General features: G+C 62.3%; 19 protein-coding genes. 13 read left to right on the plus strand and 6 right to left on the minus strand.

Annotation, left to right across the window (positions count from 1 at the left end; all coding sequences use genetic code 11):
* The first annotated feature begins 161 nt into the window (after positions 1–161).
* Positions 162–671, plus strand: coding sequence for a pantetheine-phosphate adenylyltransferase (gene coaD / locus AC26AR_RS14635; protein ID WP_077378212.1), 510 nt, complete (start codon positions 162–164; stop codon positions 669–671).
* A gap of 10 nt (positions 672–681) precedes the next feature.
* Positions 682–939 (plus strand): YfhL family 4Fe-4S dicluster ferredoxin, encoded by a 258-nt coding sequence (locus AC26AR_RS14640; RefSeq protein ID WP_077378030.1) that lies wholly within the window; start codon positions 682–684, stop codon positions 937–939.
* A gap of 36 nt (positions 940–975) precedes the next feature.
* Here the strand turns inward: AC26AR_RS14640 and AC26AR_RS14645 are convergent, their stop codons facing one another.
* Positions 976–1173: a hypothetical protein gene (locus AC26AR_RS14645; protein WP_488107259.1), complete on the minus strand. Its 198-nt coding sequence runs from the start codon at positions 1171–1173 to the stop codon at positions 976–978.
* Positions 1174–1421: 248 nt separating this feature from the next.
* Between AC26AR_RS14645 and AC26AR_RS14650 the strand changes: the two genes are divergently transcribed.
* Entirely contained in the window at positions 1422–4352 is a 2931-nt protein-coding gene (locus tag AC26AR_RS14650; protein ID WP_488107260.1) for a sensor domain-containing diguanylate cyclase, read from the plus strand.
* A 157-nt stretch (positions 4353–4509) separates the two neighbouring features.
* Here AC26AR_RS14650 and AC26AR_RS14655 read toward each other — a convergent pair whose 3' ends face one another.
* On the minus strand, positions 4510–4851 hold the full coding sequence (locus AC26AR_RS14655) for a hypothetical protein (protein WP_205632724.1): 342 nt from the start codon (positions 4849–4851) through the stop codon (positions 4510–4512).
* Between the two features lie 242 nt (positions 4852–5093).
* Between AC26AR_RS14655 and AC26AR_RS14660 the strand changes: the two genes are divergently transcribed.
* The 4 genes from AC26AR_RS14660 to AC26AR_RS14675 all read left to right on the plus strand — a co-directional run bounded on the left by AC26AR_RS14660 (position 5094) and on the right by AC26AR_RS14675 (position 9937).
* Positions 5094–6440 carry an MATE family efflux transporter gene (locus AC26AR_RS14660; RefSeq protein ID WP_488107261.1) on the plus strand — a complete coding sequence of 449 codons (1347 nt, stop codon included), beginning with the start codon at positions 5094–5096 and terminating at the stop codon, positions 6438–6440.
* Positions 6441–6609: 169 nt separating this feature from the next.
* Positions 6610–7920 carry a short-chain fatty acid transporter gene (locus AC26AR_RS14665; RefSeq protein WP_077378019.1) on the plus strand — a complete coding sequence of 437 codons (1311 nt, stop codon included), beginning with the start codon at positions 6610–6612 and terminating at the stop codon, positions 7918–7920.
* A gap of 262 nt (positions 7921–8182) precedes the next feature.
* On the plus strand, positions 8183–8707 hold the full coding sequence (locus tag AC26AR_RS14670; protein WP_077378016.1) for an acyl-CoA thioesterase: 525 nt from the start codon (positions 8183–8185) through the stop codon (positions 8705–8707).
* A 93-nt stretch (positions 8708–8800) separates the two neighbouring features.
* Complete coding sequence (locus AC26AR_RS14675) at positions 8801–9937, plus strand: bifunctional transcriptional activator/DNA repair enzyme AdaA (protein WP_488107262.1); 1137 nt, start codon at positions 8801–8803, stop codon at positions 9935–9937.
* 20 nt (positions 9938–9957) lie between these two features.
* On the opposite strand, the gene AC26AR_RS14680 is transcribed toward AC26AR_RS14675, so the two are convergent.
* A complete protein-coding gene (locus tag AC26AR_RS14680; RefSeq protein WP_488107263.1) occupies positions 9958–11409 on the minus strand; it encodes an aminotransferase-like domain-containing protein in 1452 nt (483 codons plus the stop codon).
* 157 nt (positions 11410–11566) lie between these two features.
* Here AC26AR_RS14680 and AC26AR_RS14685 point away from each other — a divergent pair, with 157 nt between their 5' ends.
* From AC26AR_RS14685 to AC26AR_RS14710, 6 genes are all read left to right on the plus strand, one after another.
* Positions 11567–12169 (plus strand): LysE family translocator, encoded by a 603-nt coding sequence (locus tag AC26AR_RS14685; RefSeq protein WP_141391943.1) that lies wholly within the window; start codon positions 11567–11569, stop codon positions 12167–12169.
* Between the two features lie 131 nt (positions 12170–12300).
* A complete protein-coding gene (locus AC26AR_RS14690) occupies positions 12301–12906 on the plus strand; it encodes a glutathione S-transferase family protein (RefSeq protein WP_077378004.1) in 606 nt (201 codons plus the stop codon).
* A gap of 60 nt (positions 12907–12966) precedes the next feature.
* Positions 12967–13410, plus strand: a complete 444-nt coding sequence (locus tag AC26AR_RS14695) for a GNAT family N-acetyltransferase (RefSeq protein WP_205632723.1) — start codon at positions 12967–12969, stop codon at positions 13408–13410.
* Positions 13411–13458: 48 nt separating this feature from the next.
* Entirely contained in the window at positions 13459–13863 is a 405-nt protein-coding gene (locus AC26AR_RS14700) for a DoxX family protein (RefSeq protein WP_077378001.1), read from the plus strand.
* A complete protein-coding gene (locus AC26AR_RS14705; protein WP_488107264.1) occupies positions 13863–14447 on the plus strand; it encodes a DNA-3-methyladenine glycosylase I in 585 nt (194 codons plus the stop codon). The genes AC26AR_RS14700 and AC26AR_RS14705 overlap by 1 nt, the downstream gene beginning before the upstream one ends.
* 50 nt (positions 14448–14497) lie before the next feature.
* Positions 14498–15613, plus strand: a complete 1116-nt coding sequence (locus AC26AR_RS14710) for a metal-dependent hydrolase (RefSeq protein WP_488107265.1) — start codon at positions 14498–14500, stop codon at positions 15611–15613.
* 85 nt (positions 15614–15698) lie between these two features.
* On the opposite strand, the gene AC26AR_RS14715 is transcribed toward AC26AR_RS14710, so the two are convergent.
* The 3 genes from AC26AR_RS14715 to AC26AR_RS14725 form a co-directional block, all read right to left on the minus strand.
* Positions 15699–17018 (minus strand): sodium ion-translocating decarboxylase subunit beta, encoded by a 1320-nt coding sequence (locus AC26AR_RS14715; protein ID WP_077377992.1) that lies wholly within the window; start codon positions 17016–17018, stop codon positions 15699–15701.
* Between the two features lie 70 nt (positions 17019–17088).
* Positions 17089–18918, minus strand: coding sequence for a sodium-extruding oxaloacetate decarboxylase subunit alpha (oadA, locus tag AC26AR_RS14720; RefSeq protein ID WP_488107266.1), 1830 nt, complete (start codon positions 18916–18918; stop codon positions 17089–17091).
* A gap of 204 nt (positions 18919–19122) precedes the next feature.
* Complete coding sequence (locus AC26AR_RS14725; protein ID WP_488107267.1) at positions 19123–19389, minus strand: OadG family protein; 267 nt, start codon at positions 19387–19389, stop codon at positions 19123–19125.
* Positions 19390–19449: the final 60 nt, after the last annotated feature.

Genomic DNA, 19449 nt, shown 5'->3' on the forward strand with positions numbered 1-19449 from the left:
GCCACTGCAAGGCTGGGGGTTCTACACTCGGACTGGCCACCAGCTTTCGCTCGTTGCCCGCAGGCGTCTTGCACCAAGACCAGAGCGCAGGCTTCTCACCCTTCGTCGTCCATTGCAGCAAGGCCGTCCGCGATGGCCCGCTGACAGAGCACGAGTTCGTCATGCCCAAGAACATTGCCGTCTACCCCGGCACCTTCGATCCGATCACCAATGGCCATACCGACCTGATCGAGCGTGGAGCTCGCCTGTTCGACAAGGTCATCGTCGCGGTCGCCTACAGCCCGAGCAAGCAACCCGCCCTTCCACTGGAACTGCGCATCGAGCTTGCCCGACAGATTCTCTCGCATCTCGACAATGTCGAGGTCATCGGTTTCAGTTGTCTGCTGACGGAGCTGCTGGAACAGCAGAATGCGCGTATCATTCTGCGCGGCCTGCGCGCGGTATCCGACTTCGAGTACGAGCTGCAACTGGCCAACATGAACCGGGCACAGGCGCCGCACGTCGACAGCCTGTTCCTGACCCCGGAACTGCAGAACTCCTATATTTCATCGACCATCGTGCGCGAAATCTCGCGACACGGGGGTGATGTGTCGCGTCTGGTGCACCCGATAGTGGCCGAGGCTCTTGCCAGCCACTTCAATCCGCCCGGCGCCGACACCGCCACAAGCTGAGGACACCACCATGGCCCTGATCATCACTGATGAGTGCATCAACTGCGACGTCTGCGAGCCGGAATGTCCCAATGGCGCCATCTCGCCGGGTGAAGAGATCTATGTCATCGACCCGGACCTGTGCACCGAGTGCGTCGGCCACTTCGATGAGCCGCAATGCCAGCAGGTCTGCCCGGTTGACTGTATCCCGCTCGACCCGGCCAACAAGGAAAGCCAGGAAGAGTTGATGGAGAAGTACCAGATCATCACGGCAGCGCTGGGCAACTGACCTGCACCTGCCCGCCACCACGTGCGCCTGCCCCTGTCAGGCGCTCGTGGTGGCCTGGCACTCCTGCAACGCCGGTAGAAGCCATGTCCTGACTCCCTCCTTGGCAGCGTTCCTTTCCCTCCTGTCCTGTCGCCTCTCCTTTCTCCTCCCGCTTGCTCGTCTCTCTTCTATTGTTTTCTCTCTTCTCTCTTCTCTCTTCTCTCTTCTCTCTTCTCTCTTTTCAACCTCTTCCATCCTGCGTGCTTCGCGATGTGCGATGACCGCACGAGTCTCAATGCCAACGGTCAGCCGCTGACACCGTGCAGGACGGCTCGCCTTGCGCGACTCACCGGGAGGCAGGCGCCTCGCACTTTCATCAGCGATAAAGAATATGATGGTTGATAGCGCGACGATCGGTTAATTTCTGTTAGTACACAGTAACAGAAGTATTCTATCCTGTAGGGATACAGTCACCGATCGCCCTTCACGCGCACGGAATGCACATGTCATCACGCCAACTGCCGTCAGCCCTGAAAATGCCAGCCTTCAAAGCCCATACTCCACTTCCCGCCTCGGGATTGGTCGGTCTGGCCGGAATGCTGGTCTTGATGGTGCTGCTGATCCTGCTGCCACGCCCCGATATCTTCACGTCAGTCGCGCAATACCTCATCCCGCATTCACTGCTTGAGATCGGTGCGGTACTGGTTGCCTCGATGGCGGCCATCTCCATCTTCCAGGGCCATCGCAGCACGGTCCCCGTCAGCTTCGTGGTGATGGGCTGTGCCTTTCTGCTCTCAGCCTTCTTCGACCTGATTCATATCTTCAGCTATGACGGCATGCCGAACTTCGTCAGTGATGCGTCGGTACAGAAAGCCATCCACTTCTGGCTGGCGGGGCGGACGGCCTTCGTCGTGGCGCTGCTGGCACCCTGCCTGATCACCTCACGTCCGATGACGCGCCGCCGACTGCCACTGGCGTTCGTCTTGACGCTTGTCATTGGCCTGCTGGTCAGCTGGGTAGGGCTCTATCATCTTGACTACCTCCCCGCGACCTTCATCCCCGGAAGCGGCCTGACGGCGTGGAAGATCGGTTACGAATGGGTACTGGCGATCGGATCCCTGATCGCCGCGATCCTGCTGCTCAGCTCCCGACGTCTGCCCGAGGGCACCAACATCAGCTGGCTGGCCGTCGCCGCGCTTGCCACTGGCCTCTCGGAGCTCTGCTTCACCCTGTATGCCACTGCCCACGACGTCTTCAATCTCCTGGGACACCTGTACAAGGTGGCCGCCTACGGCATGCTCTACCACGCCATCTATTCCTCACGCCTGGTCTACCCCTACCAGCGACTCAAGGACATGAGCAGTGCGCTGGCAGAAGCGGAACAGCGCTGGCAGTTCGCGCTGGAAGGTTCAGGCGCCGGTGTCTGGGACTGGAAGCAGGACAGCGATCAGGTCTTCTACTCTCCGCAGTGGAAAGCGACGCTGGGCTATGAAGAAGAGGACATCGGCAGCAGCTTCGACGAATGGAAATCGCGCATACACCCTGACGACATGCAGCGGACGCTGGAAGATCTCAAGCAACACTTCGAGGGGCACAGCGTCGAGTACCGCAACGAGCATCGCATGCTGACCCGCAGCGGCGAATGGAAGTGGATTCTGGATCAGGGAAGAGTCGTCGAACGCTCACCGGACGGTCGGCCATTGCGCATGATCGGCACCCACAGCGATATCGACTGGATCAAGGAACAGCAGCAACGCCTGATCACCAGTCGGGCACGGCTGCGCTCCATCTACCATTCGGCCCCCGTGGGCATCATCGTGGCAGATCGCAGCGGCACCATCGTCGATGCCAACTCCGCCATGCACAACCTGTTGGGCAGAGGTGAAGCCGAGCTCTTTCAGCAGTCCCTCTGGGGGCTGTTCTCCCTCGAGGAAGTCAGTCGCCTGAAGCGTGCCTGGGGGCAGCTCCAGCGCGAGGGCGGCAACTTCCAGGACGAATACCACATGCAGACCGCGCGCGGGCATTTGTTCTGGGCGGAAGTCACCCTTACTCCGCTTGAAGGCGAGGATCGCACCCTGGTGCTGGTCAACAACATCGAGGACCGTCGCCGCGCCATCGAATTGCTGGAGGAGAACGCGACGCTCTATCAGGAAGTCTTCAGTACCGGCAACGCCATCAAGCTGCTGATCGATCCGGAACTGGCTGAAATCATCGATGCCAACCCGGTCGCCGCCGATTTCTACGGCTACAGCATCGGTGAGATGTGTGGGATGCCCCTGGGACGCATCAACGTGCTGGCAAGCCAGACGCTCTCGAAGCGCATCCGTTCGGTGGTCAACCGTACTGACAACCACTTTGAAGCCAGCCATCAGCTGGCCAACGGCGAACTGCGTGACGTCGAGATCTTCACAGGCCCGGTTGACCTCAATGGCCGCACCCTGCTGTTTTCGATCGTGCACGACATCACGGATCGCAAACGCGCGCAACGAGACCTCCAGATCGCCAATCTCAAGCTGTCGCGCCTCTCGGAAAGCCGCACCCAGATCCATCATCTTTCGGAACGCCTGTTGACCTGCTCACGACTGGACGAGATCGTCACCCAGCTCAATGTGCGCCTGCCCAGCCTGTTCGCCGGCTGCGAGGGCACGCTGCAGCTGGCAGATCCGGCGGATCACCAGCAGAAGACACATATCCAGTGGGGGACGGCTCCCACGGAAGTCTGCGTACTCAATCACTCACTGAGCGTCGGGGATACGGTGATCGGCAACTTCACGCTGCAGATCCCCTCTGACAGCGAGAGTCAGGAGCACCTCCGCCCGCTGGCAGAGGACGTCTGTCAATTGATCATGCTGGCGCTGGCTGACCTGCAACTGAAACAGGGGCTGGCCCATGAGGCACGTCGGGACACCCTCACTCGACTCTACAATCGCCGGCATCTGGATGAAGTGCTGCCACAGAAACTGGCAGAAGCCAGCATCGGCAACCCCCTTTCACTGGTAGTTCTGGATCTGGACAACTTCAAACAGGTCAACGATACCTACGGTCATGAGATGGGGGACCAGGTTCTGTCTCGCCTCGCCAGCATCATCCGCGAGTCGCTGCGCAGCTCGGATGAAGCCTGCCGTTATGGTGGGGAAGAGTTCGTCATTCTGATGCCGGGGGCCAGCGCTGCCGTGACACGCGCACGCGTCGAAGCCATCCTTGAAGCCTTCCGGGAAGAAAGTTTCGAGCATGACACCCTGGGACAGCTGACAGGGCTGAGCTTCTCCGCCGGCGTCGCCAATGCTCCCCACGACAGTCAGTCGACCGACACGTTGTTCAGCATGGCCGACAACGCGCTCTATCAGGCCAAGCGCTCGGGCCGTCAACGCGTTCTGTGCTTCAACAATCTGCCCCCCACCGAAGACCGTCGAGTCACGTCCTCTCCCAGATGAGGCCTCGTGATATTGCAGCGCTCGAGTTCAGCCTCTTTCCGCTGACCTCAAAGACGACACCGCCGGCCATGATGGCCGGCGGTGTCGTGTGCGGGGTCTTGTCACATTCCTGCATGGCTCTGGACAGGCGATGCTTCAAGTCGCCCCCCAGCGGGAGTCAGTCCCAGTCAACACGCGTCGTCTTGCAGCCAAGGCAGCGCGCGAAGGTTGCCTGCGCCGGTGTAGCCACCAGCACACGAGCAGTCTCATCGATATTCTGCCCCATGGCCGCGAACGGAGCCGAAACGACAAACAGCGCTGCCCCCACGACCGTCGTCGCCAACAGCAGAGGGCGCCCGACAAGCGCATCAGCCACCATCATGCCGGCACTCGGAGTATCATCCCCCTGCTCGCTGGGCAACTCGATGGCATAGGCGGGAGATGCCAGCATCAGTGTCATGCCCGCAGCCGCGATTCCGTTGCGCAGCCACATGCCCGACTGAAAAATCATGGATTTCATGCTCAGGTCCCTTGCGTATGGACGCTCCAAGCGTCCCTGTTATGAGTCTATACACTGGGGCAAGCACCACCAGCGCCTGACAAGCCGTGTCATCCATCTCACGTTCTCTAGATTAGCGCTCCGAAAGCCATACGCCCAGCTCTCTACCCTCATGCTGTGGTCAACGCCAACGGACTCACGCCGCGTCACCCGCGCTGCTCCTTTTACTGATTCAGCATCACCCACTACGGCAACGATCCCCAATGACCGATTCTTCACGACAAGCCGCCCCCTCTTCTCCATCGGCCGCTCGCACCGACCGCTATCTCTGGCAGCTCGCCTGGCCGATCATCCTTTCCAATATCTCGGTGCCGTTGCTCGGACTGGTGGATACCGCCGTGGTCGGGCATCTGGAAGATGCGATCTATCTGGGTGCCGTCACGCTGGGCGCGGTGCTGTTCAGCTTCCTTTATTGGGGCTTCGGCTTCCTGCGCATGGGCACGACCGGCATGACGGCCCAGGCACATGGCCGTGGCGATCACGATCGGCTGCGAACGCTGCTCGGACAGGGCATTCTGCTGGCACTGGCCATCGGCATGCTGCTGATGCTGCTCGGCTCACCGCTCATTTCGCTGGGCCTGGGCTTGATGGAGGCCAGCGAGACCACTCGCGCACTGGCCCATGACTACGCCAGCATTCGCCTGTGGTCGGCACCCGCCGTACTGATCAATTACGTGATATTGGGCTGGTTTCTGGGCCTGGGGAATTCACGGGTGACGCTGGGTATCCTGGTGCTGACCAATGTGCTCAATATCGTGCTGGATCTCGCCTTCGTCCCAGGCCTGGGGATGACCAGTGATGGCGTGGCCCTGGCCAGTGTGATCGCGGATTACTGCGGGTTGGCGGCCGGCCTGTGGCTGGTGTCACGTCAACTCTCCCGCATGCCGGGTCACAGTGATCGCGCCGCCCTGTTGTCACTGTCCGCCTGGAGCGTACTGATCCGCGTCAATCAGCACCTCTTCGTGCGCACCCTGTGTCTATTGGGCGCCACGGCCTATTTCACGTCCCAGGGAGCCAGCTTCGGGGACGAGACTCTGGCGGCCAATGCCGTGCTGCTGCAATTCGTGATGATCACGTCCTACGGGCTCGATGGTTTCGCGCAGGCTGCTGAATCCGAGGTCGGCCGCGCCGTGGGACAGGGAGACTGGCAGCGCTTCACTCGCAGCGTCAGGGCGGCTACGCGCTTCTCGTTGGTCACTGCCGCCGCCGCAAGCCTGCTGCTATGGCTCCTTGGCCCGCAGATGATCGCCCTGCTGACGGACCTGCCCGAGGTACGACAACTGGCAATCACCTATCTGCCCTGGATGGTCGCCATGCCGTTGGTGGCCGTATGGAGCTACCTGCTGGACGGGATCTTCATCGGTGCCACGGCGACACGTGAAATGCGCAATACGCTGGTGGTCTCCCTGCTGGCATTCATCGGACTGTGGCCCCTGCTCGAGAGCTTCGGAAATCATGGCCTGTGGCTGGCGTTCCTGCTGTTTACCAGCGTTCGTTCTGTCGTGCTCGGCGGCTACTATCTGCATCATCGCCGTCACCACTGGCGCTGAACCCTATCGAGCAGAGCACGCCCTGGGTTGATCCAGCGATGAAGTGCTCGCCAGGCGCATCGGAGCCCTACCCCTCGACCATCGCGCGATACTCTACTGCTATCGGATAGACTAATGTGAGCATGCCAACCCAACTCCCATACCGATAAAAAGCCACAGGGAGCATCACATGCTGCAATCGCTATCCCGGCCAGCCGTCAAGCTGGTCGAGCGCTATCTACCTGACCCCTATATCTTCGTATTGCTGTTGACCGTCGTCGCGGCCGCAGCCGCCATGCTGATCGAGCAACGCTCCCCCGCCGAGGTAATGCGCTACTGGGGCGATGGCTTCTGGAATCTGCTGACCTTCTCCATGCAGATGCTGCTGGTATTGATCTCGGGGTTCATGCTCGCCAATACGCCGCCGGTGAAGAAGGGCCTGGCCAGCATCGCCTCGCTGGCCAGAACGCCTGGCAGTGCCATCATGCTGGTCACCTTCGTCTCGCTGATCGCCAGCTGGATCAACTGGGGCTTCGGACTGGTGATCGGTGCACTGTTCGCCAAGCAGCTGGCCAAGATGATCAAGGTGGATTACCGGCTGCTGATCGCCAGCGCCTACTCAGGTTTCGTGATCTGGCATGCGGGCATCTCGGGCTCGATTCCGCTGACCATCGCCACCGCGGGCCACTTCACCGAGGAGAGCATCGGCATCGTGCCTACCTCGGACACCATCTTTGCCTTCTTCAACATCGCCATCGTCGCGGCGCTGCTGATCATCATGCCGCTGGTCAATCGCGCCATGATGCCCTTCGAGAAGGAAAGCGTGTACGTGGATCCGGCCCTGCTGGAGGAAAAGCCCACCGAGATCAGCGACCAGCCTCGTCCCGCCGAGCGTCTCGAGAACTCACCGATCCTCGCCTGGGTCGTGGGGCTGTTCGGCCTCGCCTGGCTGGTGGATCACTTCGTGATTCGTGGCGGAGGCCTGAATCTCAACGTGATCAACTTCAGCTTCCTGTTCCTGGCCATCGTGCTGCATGGCACACCGCGCAAGCTGCTGGACAGTCTGAACGAGGCCATCAAGGGCGGCGCCGGTATCGTCATCCAGTTCCCCTTCTATGCCGGCATCATGGCGATCATGGTGCAGTCCGGACTGGCGACTACCCTCTCCGAGGGATTCGTGTCGATCGCCAGCGCCGAGAGCCTGCCGTTCTGGTCCTTCATCAGTGCCGGTATCGTCAATCTGTTCGTACCTTCCGGTGGTGGGCAGTGGGCGGTTCAGGCACCGGTCATGATTCCTGCCGCCCAGGCATTGGGTGCCGACCTGCCACGCGTCGCGATGGCCGTCGCCTGGGGCGATGCCTGGACCAACATGCTGCAGCCTTTCTGGGCACTGCCTGTCCTGGCCATCGCGGGCCTGAAGGCCAAGGACATCATGGGGTTCTGTCTGGTGCAGCTGCTGGTGACCGGTATCATCATCTCACTGGGACTGACCCTTCTATGAGAAGGTCGCCGTGACGAAATATCTCTGACGAGACGTTCGAACGCCACGACTCCCGGCCCCTCGCAACGTCATGCCACCTGGCCCCCGGGGAGTGATTCTTCGGGGGACAGGTCGTTCAGAGAGTGCTGATATGCCGCTCACAGGGTGCCAAGTGACGCCGAATCCCTCAGACTGTCAGGGACAAGAATCATCCCGCTCCGATACCCGTCCCCAGGGTCACTCGAGCCTTTCTGACCCTGACTCGCTCATCAAGGATTCCTGCATGAATGACACCCAGCCTGATCAGGCCACCCTCAATGACGCCCTCCCCGGTCAGCACCAGTTGATCATGACCGAGTTGATGACACCGGACATGGCCAACTTCAGCGGCAAGGTGCACGGTGGCGCCATTCTCAAGAAGCTGGATGAAGTCGCCTACGCCTGTGCCAGCCGCTACAGCGGCAGCTACGTCGTCACTCTGTCGGTGGACCAGGTGCGCTTCAAGCAGCCGATTCACGTCGGCGAGCTGGTGACCTTCCTGGCCTCCGTCAATCATGTCGGGCGCTCCTCGATGGAGATCGGCATCAAGGTCGTCGCCGAGTCCATCCAGGGTCGCCTGATTCGTCATACCAACAGCTGCTACCTGACCATGGTCGCGGTGGATCCGGACGGCAATCCGGTTCCGGTGCCGCCACTGAACCTGGAAACCCAGGAGCAGAAACTGCGCTTCCACAAGGCCGCGATTCGCAAGAAGCTGCGCAAGCAGGCCGAGGAAGAGGAAAAGCGCCAGGAATCGATGGAATTCTGAGACACCGATCTCGAAAGCCAGTGCAAGATGCGGAGTGCGAGGTAGTCGCCACGTGGCGATACTGGGCGGAACTCCGTCACCGCGAGACGAACGATGACTCCTTCACGAGCGGCACAAGACGCCATCTGGCAACGCCTGCTGGCTCGCCAGTCGATTGCCGGTGAGTCATTGCGCTATGGCGTGATCACCACCGGCATCTTCTGCCGTATCGGCTGTCCCTCACCGCCTCCACGGCGTGACAATGTCAGGTTCTTCCCTGACACCCGCGCCGCGCATGCAGCCGGGCTGCGCGCGTGCCGTCGCTGTCACCCAGAGACGGATTCATCCTCGGACAACCGCGATATCCCCGACATGCCACACTGGCTCATCGCCGTCTGTCGGCAACTGGAAGCCGCCGTCGCCGAGAGCCGGCCGACACCGTCACTGAGCCGTCTGGCCATCCTCACGGGCCTTGGCAGCTCTCACCTTCAGCGCCGCTTCAAGGCCTGGCTCGGCCTGTCGCCCAGCAACTATGCCAGCGGACTGCGCCAGCTGCGCTTTCATGATCTGCTCGAACAAGGGCGCGGTGTCACCGATGCCATCCTCACGGCAGGCTATCGCTCCACCAGCCGTGCCCATGCACGCGCCGGCGGCATGACACCCAGCGCTCGTTCGAAAGGAGGCAGTGGCGAGACACTATTGGCGATGCACTGGCCATGCAGTTTCGGTATGCCCGAGCATCACTGCTGGCTGAGCGCCGCGCTCAGTGAACGTGGAGTGGTGGCCATCCAGCTGACGGATAGCCGTGATGCTGGGCAGAGTACTCTGGAAGCTCGTCTGCCAGAGGCTGACTGGCAACAGGTGACACCCGATGACGAGGCAGGGCAATCACTGCATGCAATGCTCGGTGCGCGCCTGCTGGCACTCTGCGAGACTCCACAGACGAGCCAGGCGCTCTTCATCGAGCTGCCACTGGATGTCCGCGGTACCGCATTTCAGCTGCGTGTCTGGCAGCAACTGAATACCACCCTGAGCGGCGAGACCCTGACCTACCGGCAACTGGCTGAAGCTCTGGGGCGACCCACTGCCAGCCGCGCCGTCGCCAATGCCTGCGGTGCCAACCCCCTCGCCCTGCTGACGCCCTGCCACCGCGTGGTGCGGGGTGATGGTGGTCTCGGTGGCTATCGCTGGGGAGTGGAACTCAAGCAAGCAAGGCTGGCTCAGGAGGCCGAATCCTCCGGCAGATCATGAGGCTCGCCAGCGCACAGCGGCTAGAGCGTCGTGCAACGCAACGGCGGCGGGGCATGCAGCACCTCACGGACGATCTCCAGGGCCCGCGTCAGGACCTCACGATTCTCGGCGGCACTCAGGCACAGCCGCAATGCCTGTGGTGGAGGTTCATTGCCGACACAGAAAGGCTCGGCACTGGTGACATGTACCCCGCGCCGAGCCAATGACTCGACCACAGCCTGGCTACGCTGCCCTTCGGGTAGCACCAGCCACAGATCGAACGATGAAGGCCGCGAAGAGAGCGTCCACTCCCCCAGCAGAGTACGTGCCAGTCGCTGGCGCGCCCGCATCTCCTCCACCTGCCAGTCCACCAGCTGTGTCGCATTGCCACTGGTCAGCCAGGCGCAGACCGTTTCCATCAGCAGCGGTGCCACCATCCAGCTGTGACTGCGCAGCACAGCGCCAATCCGGGACAGCACTTCCACCGGGGCGCGCAATACGCCCAGACGCAGACCGCCAGCCAGCAGTTTGGAGGTACTGAAGACATACAGGGTGCGCTCAGGAGCCATCTGATAGAGACGAGTCCCGCACTCCTCCCTCGGCAGATACTGCACGCCGTCCTCTAGAATCCAGAAATCGTGCTGGCGCGCAAGGGCAACCAGCGCCTCTCGCCGTGCGTGGGACAGCTGCGCCGCCCCCGGATTGTTCTGCTCGGCCATCACGTAGACCATCCTGGGCACCTGCTGGCGACACAGCCGCGCCAGAGCCTCGACATCCATGCCCTCCTCATCCAGCGGTACTCGCAGCAGCTTCAGGCCCCGCTCAGCACTCGCGGCGATCAGTCCGGGGTAGGTCAGCGCTCCCGTGACCACCGCCTCTCCGGGGGCCAGCAAGGCCGACAGCGCGAGAGTAATGCCATTCTGCCCTCCCTGCGTCAGCATCAGCTCCTCGGGGTCGACCGGCATGCCGAGCTCGCTCATCCAGCTCGCAAGCAATTGGCGATGACTGCCCACCCCGAATTCATTCTGGTATTCGACACTCCGCACCAATGCCTCGGGGGAGTGGCTGATCGCGGTCAGCGCCGCCGCCATCCCCTGCTGCCGCGCCGGATGCGGCGGTGGCAGGCTCATGGTGAGATCCATCACACCAGAGGATGCCGAAAGGGAGTCATCCGACTCCGCCGCGATCCCGAATGATGGCCTGGCATGCAAGGCATGTCCGAAGCGCCTGTCGGGCACAGGCCCCGCGCTGACCGGCGCATTGACGTAGGTTCCGCTCCCCACACGCGCCCTGACCAACCCATGTCGCTCGGCCTCGGCATAGCCGCGTGTCACGGTACCGATCGTCACGCCCAGCGCATCCGCAAGTCGGCGTTGCGGCGGCAGTCGCTCATCCTCCTTGAGCAGGCCTGAGGCGATATCGAGGCGGATGGCCTCCGCCAGCGCACGGTAACGCGGCAGGGTGGGATCAAGTGTCGGAGTCCACATTGTCATGGTGACAAAAAACCTGTTGACGGTAATTGTCATCAGATTATGCTCAAAACATGGCACCAACAAGCCATAAAATGCTGGAACGTGTCGACATCCATCACAATTGCACCCATACAATAATGCGGCATCACGCCAACGCCCCACACGCTGAAGGACACCCATGGAATCCCTCGCCTTTCTTGCCCCAGCCACGCTCTACATGCTGTCGATGACTCTGACACCGGGGCCCAACAACGTCATGCTGACGGCCTCCGGAGCCAATCATGGCTATTGGCGCACCCTGCCGCATATCTTCGGCATCATGATCGGCTGCCTGGTGCTGTTCATCGGCATCGCGCTGGGACTGGGACTGGTCTTCGAGCGCTACCCCATCGTGCAGACACTGCTCAAGGTGTTGGGGAGTGGCTATCTGCTCTATCTGGCCTGGAAGATTGCCATGGCCCCACCACCCGACCTGTCGAGCCGACAGGATGCACGGCCGATGAGCTTTCTGGCAGCCGCGCTGTTCCAGTTCGCCAACCCCAAGGCCTGGGTCATGGGTATCGCGCTGATGGCGGGCTTTCTCCCGGAAGACGGGCCGGTGTGGCTCAACGCGATCCTGCTGGCGAGCTTCGCGGAACTGGTGGCGCTGCCCTGCATCTCCCTGTGGGCAGGCTTCGGCACCGCCATCGGGCGTCTGCTGAATACCGAGCGCGCCTGGAGGATCTTCAACCGCGTGATGGGGGCACTGACGGCCTCCTGCGTCATCTTCATCCTGGGCTGATCGTCGCTGGCCTGCGAGGGACGGCAGTACATCACGGATATCGAACACTGTTCGCATCACCACTGTTTTCCCTCGCGATGTTCGCTAGACTGTCAGGACGCTTTTTACACGCCTGCACAGGATGCTCCTCCATGCTGACGCTCTATGGTGATCGCCGCTCCGGTAACTGCTACAAGGTCGAGCTGCTGCTGCACCTTCTCGAACGCCATCACCATTACATCGAAGTCGACATTCTGGCCGGCGATACTCGCACGCCGGAATTCCTGACCCGCAACGTCAATGGCAAGATCCCGCTGCTGGAGCTGCATCGCGGTGAGACACTGTCAGAGTCCAACGCCATCCTGAACTACCTCGCCGATGGCAGCGATTATCTGCCGAGTGACCCCTTCCTGCGTGCCAAGGTGCTGCAGTGGCAGTTCTTCGAGCAATACAGCCATGAGCCCTACATCGCCACTGCCCGCTTCATCAATCGCTACCTCGGCCTGCCCGAGGAACGCCGTGACGAGTACGCCGCCAAGCAGGAGGGCGGCAAGCGTGCCCTGCGGGTGATGGAGCATCATCTCGCCGAACATGACTGGCTGGTAGGGGATCAGTTCACGATCGCCGACATTTCCCTTTATGCTTATACGCATGTCGCTGATGAAGGCGGTTTCGCGCTGGATGATTATCCTGCCATACAGGCGTGGCTGGCACGTGTCGCGGCGCGCCCGGGCCATTTCGATATCCCGCGCGACTGATATCTTCTCCAGCTGGCAGCCCCAGCGATCACCGGCTCACCTTCCATGACAGGCTCGTCGATGCTACCCGTCACCTATCGCCCCATGACACCCGCCGACCACTCGGCCTTCATGCACATGATGGAGGCCACCCCGGGGGTGGTGATCCGCAAGGCGGATGAGTATGCCGCCGTCGAGCGCTATCTGATCCGCAACCCCGGCATGAGCCACTTGGCCTTCTCCGGCGTGCGGCTGGTGGGATGTGCCATGTCCGGGCATGATGGCAAGCGCGGCTACCTGCAACATGTGATGACGGCCCCGGACATGCGAGGCCAGGGGATCGCGAGAACATTGGTCGAGCGCTGCCTGGACGCCCTGGCACAGGAAGGCATCGACAAGGTGCACCTGGATACCCTGCATGACAATCATGAGGCCCACCGCTTCTGGGAGCGTCTGGGCTGGGCGAATCGCAATGCCGAGATCGTGCGCTTCTCGCGCCTGCTGGTGGACGACCCCAACGCCTGACCTCTCTCGCTGATTTCCCGCAACCCTCGCTGAGCAAGGAGCTCTGACGTGCAATTTCTCGAAAATGATGACCTCGGCAAGTTGATCCTGCGCCTGACTCTGGGACTGCTGTTGCTGTTCCACGGCCTCTCGAAACTGCTCGGTGATGGCGGCACGTTGAGCTGGATCGCCGGCGAGCTGGAGAAGATGGGGATACCAGGCGTGGTGGCCTATGGGGTCTACATCGGCGAGATCATTGCGCCCATCATGCTCATCCTCGGCGTGCACGCCCGCATCGCCGGCCTGATCGTCGTCGCCAACATGCTGTTCGCCATTGCCGTGGCTCACATGGGGCAGCTGCTGAGCCTGTCATCGTCCGGTGGCTGGGCATTGGAACTGCAAGGCTTCTTCCTGGCCAGCGCACTGGCCGTCGTCTTTCTCGGCAGTGGCCGCTTCGCGGTGCAGGAGGACTGATGGCCGACGTCGTCACTGCCAGCACCTATTGCGAGAATGCTCCCCAGCACCCGATTCATGGTCCCTATCATGATCACGAATACGGCTTCCCGGTCAGCGATGACCGGGTACTGTTCGAGCGTTTCGTGCTGGAGATCAACCAGGCCGGCCTTTCCTGGCTGACGGTGCTCAAGAAGCGCGCGGCCTTTCGCGAGGCCTACGAGAATTACGATATCGCGCGTATCGCCGCCTATGGAGATGAAGAGCGCGCGCGTCTGTTGAGCGATGCCGGCATCATCCGCAACCGCCTCAAGGTCAATGCCGTGATCCACAACGCGGGCGTGGTACTGCAGATGAAGGACTCGCACGGCAGCTTTCTCCAATGGCTGGATGCCCATCATCCGCAACCCTTGTCCGCCTGGGTCAAGCTGTTCAAGAAGACCTTCCGCTTCACTGGTCCCGAGATCGTCAACGAGCTGCTGATGAGCTGCGGCTATCTGCCGGGCTGTCATCGTGACGACTGTCCGGTACAGGCTCGCGTGCTGGACGCCGGCCCGCGCTGGGCCGAGCCGGGTGCCCTGGAGGCGATCCATGCGGATGCCTGACACCAGCTCGTCCTCTTCACTCCCCCTTCCCTCTCGCAGGTAGCCCGCCGATGGACTCCCTTACCCAGATCTGCCTCGGATCCGCCGTGGGCGGTGCCGTCATGGCGCCCGCCATCCGACACTTGCCCGTCGAAAGACGCGGCGCTGCCATCCGTCATGCATTGCTCGGTGGAGCGGCACTCGGCACCCTGCCCGATCTCGACGTGATGATCGACTACGGCGACGCCGTCGCCAATTACACCCATCATCGCGGCTTCAGCCATTCCCTGCCGGTGCTGGGGCTGCTGGGCATTCTGCTCGGCTGGCTGCTCGCCCGTCTTCCACGCCTGGCACCATTGGGGCGTGGCCGCCTGATCGCCTACTGCCTGCTGTGCCTGGTCACGCACCCGCTGCTGGATGCCTTCACCACCTATGGCACCCAGCTGCTGTGGCCATGGCCAAGCCGACCGGTGAGCCTGGCCAGCATCTTCATCATCGACCCGCTCTACACCCTGCCGCTGCTGATCACCGGCCTGTGGGTCGCCATACGCGGCCATGCGGGACGATTGCTGGCCACTGGCCTGATGCTCTCGAGCCTCTATCTCGGCTGGGGGCTGGCCGCCAAGAGCTGGGTGGAACATCGCATGTCGCCGGTATTGGCCAGTCAGGGGTTCGCGGACGCCCCTCGCATGGTGCAGCCCACGCCCTTCAACAGCCTGCTATGGCGGGTCAGCGTGGTCACGCCACTGGCGGATCACGAGTGGATGGTCGGCGTCTTCGATTCCGACGAGCAATTGATGGCACTGGCGCGACGGGATTTCCCGCGCCAGCCAGCGCTGGATGCCGAGGTCGGGAAGCTTGAGGATGGACAGCGTCTGCGCTGGTTCGCCGCGCCCTACCTGCGGGCGAGCCGCGAGCGGACATCAGAGGGTGAGACGCTGCTGGCGGTGACCGATACCCGCCTGGGCTCGCCCGGCTACCACCCCTTCCGTTTCGCGCTGGCCCGCCAGACCAGCACACGTGAATGGCATTCTCTGGACGACAGCCAGCGACTGCCCAGTCAGCGTGTCGATCGCGCTGCCTTGCTGAGCCTCTGGCAAGCCATCCATGACCCGGCATCCCGCATGCAGCCAGGCCAGCGCACCGTCTCAGCCACGCCCTCCAGCCCCTCGACCGAGACAAGATAAAGCGCCGCTGATGAAGGCCCGAGAGACGACAACGCCCGCCATGGAAGCCATGGCGGGCGTTGTCGTCTCAGTACTGCGGACAGGATCAGCCGAGGTACTTGATCATCACCCCAGCGGCCACCGCCGAGCCGATCACACCGGCCACGTTCGGCCCCATCGCATGCATCAGCAGGAAGTTGTGCGGGTTGTACTCAAGCCCGACCTTGTTGGAGACACGTGCCGCCATCGGTACCGCCGAGACACCGGCCGACCCGATCAGCGGATTGATCGGCGTCTTCGAAACCTTGTTCATCAGCTTGGCCATCAGTACCCCGCAGGCCGTGCCGATGCCGAAGGCGACCACGCCGAGGGCCAGAATGCCCAGCGTCTCCACCGCCAGAAACTTGTCGGCCTGCAGCTTGGAGCCCACCGACAGTCCCAGGAAGATGGTAGTGATGTTGATCAGCGCGTTCTGGGCGGTATCCGACAGACGCTCCACCACACCGCACTCGCGCATCAGGTTACCGAAGCAGAACATGCCCAGCAGCGGTGCGGCGTCCGGCAGCAGCATCGCCACCATGATCAACAGCACCAGCGGGAACAGGATCTTCTCGGTCTTGGAGACCGGACGCAGCTGCGTCATCACCAGGCTGCGTTCCTTGGCGGTGGTCAGCGCGCGCATGATCGGCGGCTGGATCATCGGCACCAGTGCCATGTAGGAGTAGGACGCCACGGCGATTGCCCCCAGCAGCTCCGGCGCCAGCAGACTGGCGACGTAGATGGAGGTCGGGCCGTCCGCACCACCGATGATGCCGATGGCCGCCGACTGTTGCAGGCTGAAGTCCATCAGCCCCATCGAGGTCAACGCCACCGCGCCCAGCAGCGTCGCGAAGATGCCGAACTGCGCCGCCGCCCCGAGGAACAGGGTCTTGGGGTTGGCCAGCAACGGACCGAAATCCGTCATCGCCCCAACGCCCATGAAGATCACCAACGGCGCGATGCCGGAAGCGATCGCCACGCTGTAGAAGCTGTACAGCATGCCGTTGGAGAAGCCACCATCCAGCGCCATGTTGCTGGCCTGCTGCTTGAGCACTGCGGGAATCTCGCCATGCAGTGCCTGCTCCACCGCGTGGCGCGCCTCATCCAGCGGCAGGCTGGCGATGTTGACGTTGAGCAGATTGGCCATTGAAGCCAGCAGCTCCGGCTTGCCGAGATGCGCCGCCTGTTCGGCAGCAGATAGCGCCAGTCCGGCTTCCGGAATGTTGGCCAGAATGCCGCCGAAGCCGATCGGTACCAGCAGCAGGGGTTCGAAGTTCTTGCGGATCGCCAGATAAAGCAGGCCAAGGCCGATGACGATCATCGCCAGCTGGCCGAAGCTCATGTTGTAGAGCCCCGAGCCGTGCCAGAGGTTGAGTATCTTGTCCATGTCGTGTCGCCTTGCAGAGGAGCATCACCGACCGGCCCGTCGTGCATGCCGACGGGCCGGACACACCGGCTCAGAGGGTGATCAGAACGTCGCCGACACTGACACTGTCGCCTTCCTTGACCTTCACCGCGGAGACGGTACCGGCCTGGTGGGCACGGATCTCGGTCTCCATCTTCATGGCCTCGAGAATGATCACGACATCTCCTTCCGCCACGCTGTCACCGACGGCGACATTGACCTTGAAGATGTTGCCCGCCAACGGCGCATTCACCGGCTCACCGGAGGCGGCCTGGGCGGCAGGTGCCGCGGCTGCCGGAGCCGATGCCGCAGGCTCGCTGGCCTGCACCTGGGTGATGTCTCCGCCTTCGGCAACCTCAACGACATACTGCTTGCCGTTGACGTTCAGGGTGTAGGTCTGCGGGCCGCTCGACGCGCCTTGAGCACTGACGGCCGGAGCACCAGAGACCGACGCTGCGGCGGCCTTGGATGCCTTGTCATCGACAGCCTGCGGGGCGGGCTCGAAGGCATCCGGGTTGCCACGGTTGCGCAGGAACTTGAGGCCGATCTGCGGGAAGAGCGCGTAGGTCAGCACGTCATCGGTCTCGCGTTCGCCGCTCTCCAGCGCGATACCTTCCTCCTTGGCCTTGCCCTTGAGCTCCTCACGCAGACGCTCCATCTCCGGCGTCAGGTTGTCTGCCGGGCGGCAGGTGATCGGCTCGGCGCCTTCCAGCACGCGGGACTGAAGTTCGCTGTCGAAGGGTGCCGGCGCCGCGCCATATTCCCCCTTGAGCAACGCCTGCACTTCCTTGGAGATCGACTTGTAGCGCTCGCCCATCATCACGTTCATCACCGACTGGGTGCCGACGATCTGTGAGGTCGGGGTCACCAGCGGGATGTAGCCCAGGTCCTTGCGTACGCGCGGAATCTCGGCGAGCACGTCATCCAGCTTGTCACCGGCGCCCTGCTCCTTGAGCTGGCCTTCCATGTTGGTGAGCATGCCACCCGGCACCTGGGCGACCAGAATGCGCGAGTCGATACCGCGCAGGCTGCCCTCGAATGCCGCGTATTTCTTGCGCACCTCGCGGAAGTAGGCCGCGATATCCTCGAGCTTCTCGAGGTCCAGTCCGGTATCGCGCTCGGTGCCTGCCAGCATCGCGACGACCGATTCGGTCGGGCTGTGGCCGTAGGTCATCGACATCGAGGAGATGGAGGTGTCGACGTTGTCGATGCCCGCCTCGATGGCCTTGAGAGCCGTGGCGGTGGAAAGCCCGGTGGTGGCATGGCACTGCATGTGGATCGGGATCGACAGGCTCGCCTTGAGGCGCGAGACCAGCTCGAAGGCGGTATACGGCGTCAGCAGGCCCGCCATGTCCTTGATCGCCAGCGACTGGGCCCCCATGGACTCGATCTTCTGCGCCAGCTCCACCCACATCTCCAGCGTGTGCACGGGGCTCACGGTGTAGGAGATGGTGCCCTGGGCATGCTTGCCCTGATCCAGCACCGCCTTGAGCGGACGCTCGAGGTTGCGCGGGTCATTCATCGCGTCGAAGACACGGAAGACATCGACACCGCTGGTCGCGGCACGCTTGACGAAGGCATCCACCACGTCATCGGCGTAATGACGATAGCCGAGCAGGTTCTGGGCGCGCAGCAGCATCTGCTGCTGAGTCTTGGGCATCGCTTCCTTCAAGGCACGAATGCGCGCCCAGGGGTCTTCGCCCAGGTAGCGGATGCAGGCGTCGAAGGTCGCGCCGCCCCAGCTCTCCAGCGACCAGAAGCCGATGTCGTCCAGCTTGGCGGCGATCGGCAGCATGTCATCGAGGCGCATGCGCGTGGCCAGCAATGACTGATGCGCGTCGCGCAGTACCACATCCGTGATGCCCAGCGGTTGCTTGTCCATGAGTGATCCCTTGTTCTTTATAATGTGGATATCGGGTTCTGCCGTGGTGGCAGGCTTGCCTTTCACCGCGCCTGCCACACAGAATATTGCACTCGAGAGGTGGTCTCCCCACCGGACGGCTCATGATAGAATCGCCGCTTTCTCGCTGCGGTGTCGCTCCGGCGCTCCGAGAGTACCAGCAGCACCGACGACTTCCGCGACATCTCAGTGCTTGTGATGATCCTGGCGAAAGCGGTGAATCGCCGCCGCCATGACAGCCGTCAGTTCGCTGTCATCCTCTGCTGCAGGTGCCGCCGAGACAGGCGCGCGCGTCGTGCGCGCTGCAGCCGGTAGCGGCGCGGGCGCAAAACGGTCCACCAGCTTGGCCATCGCCATCATGGCGACTACCAGCAGACTTAGAAACACGAACACGAACCCCATCCCGAACACCATCAGGTTCAAGCCTTCACCGAGCAGATCATTCTCTTGCATGCCAGTGTCCTCGAGTCATTCTCGTCATCGCGCCAATCAGGGTGCGGCATGAGCGATGAT

Source organism: Cobetia sp. PS-4MA (assembly GCF_057670765.1).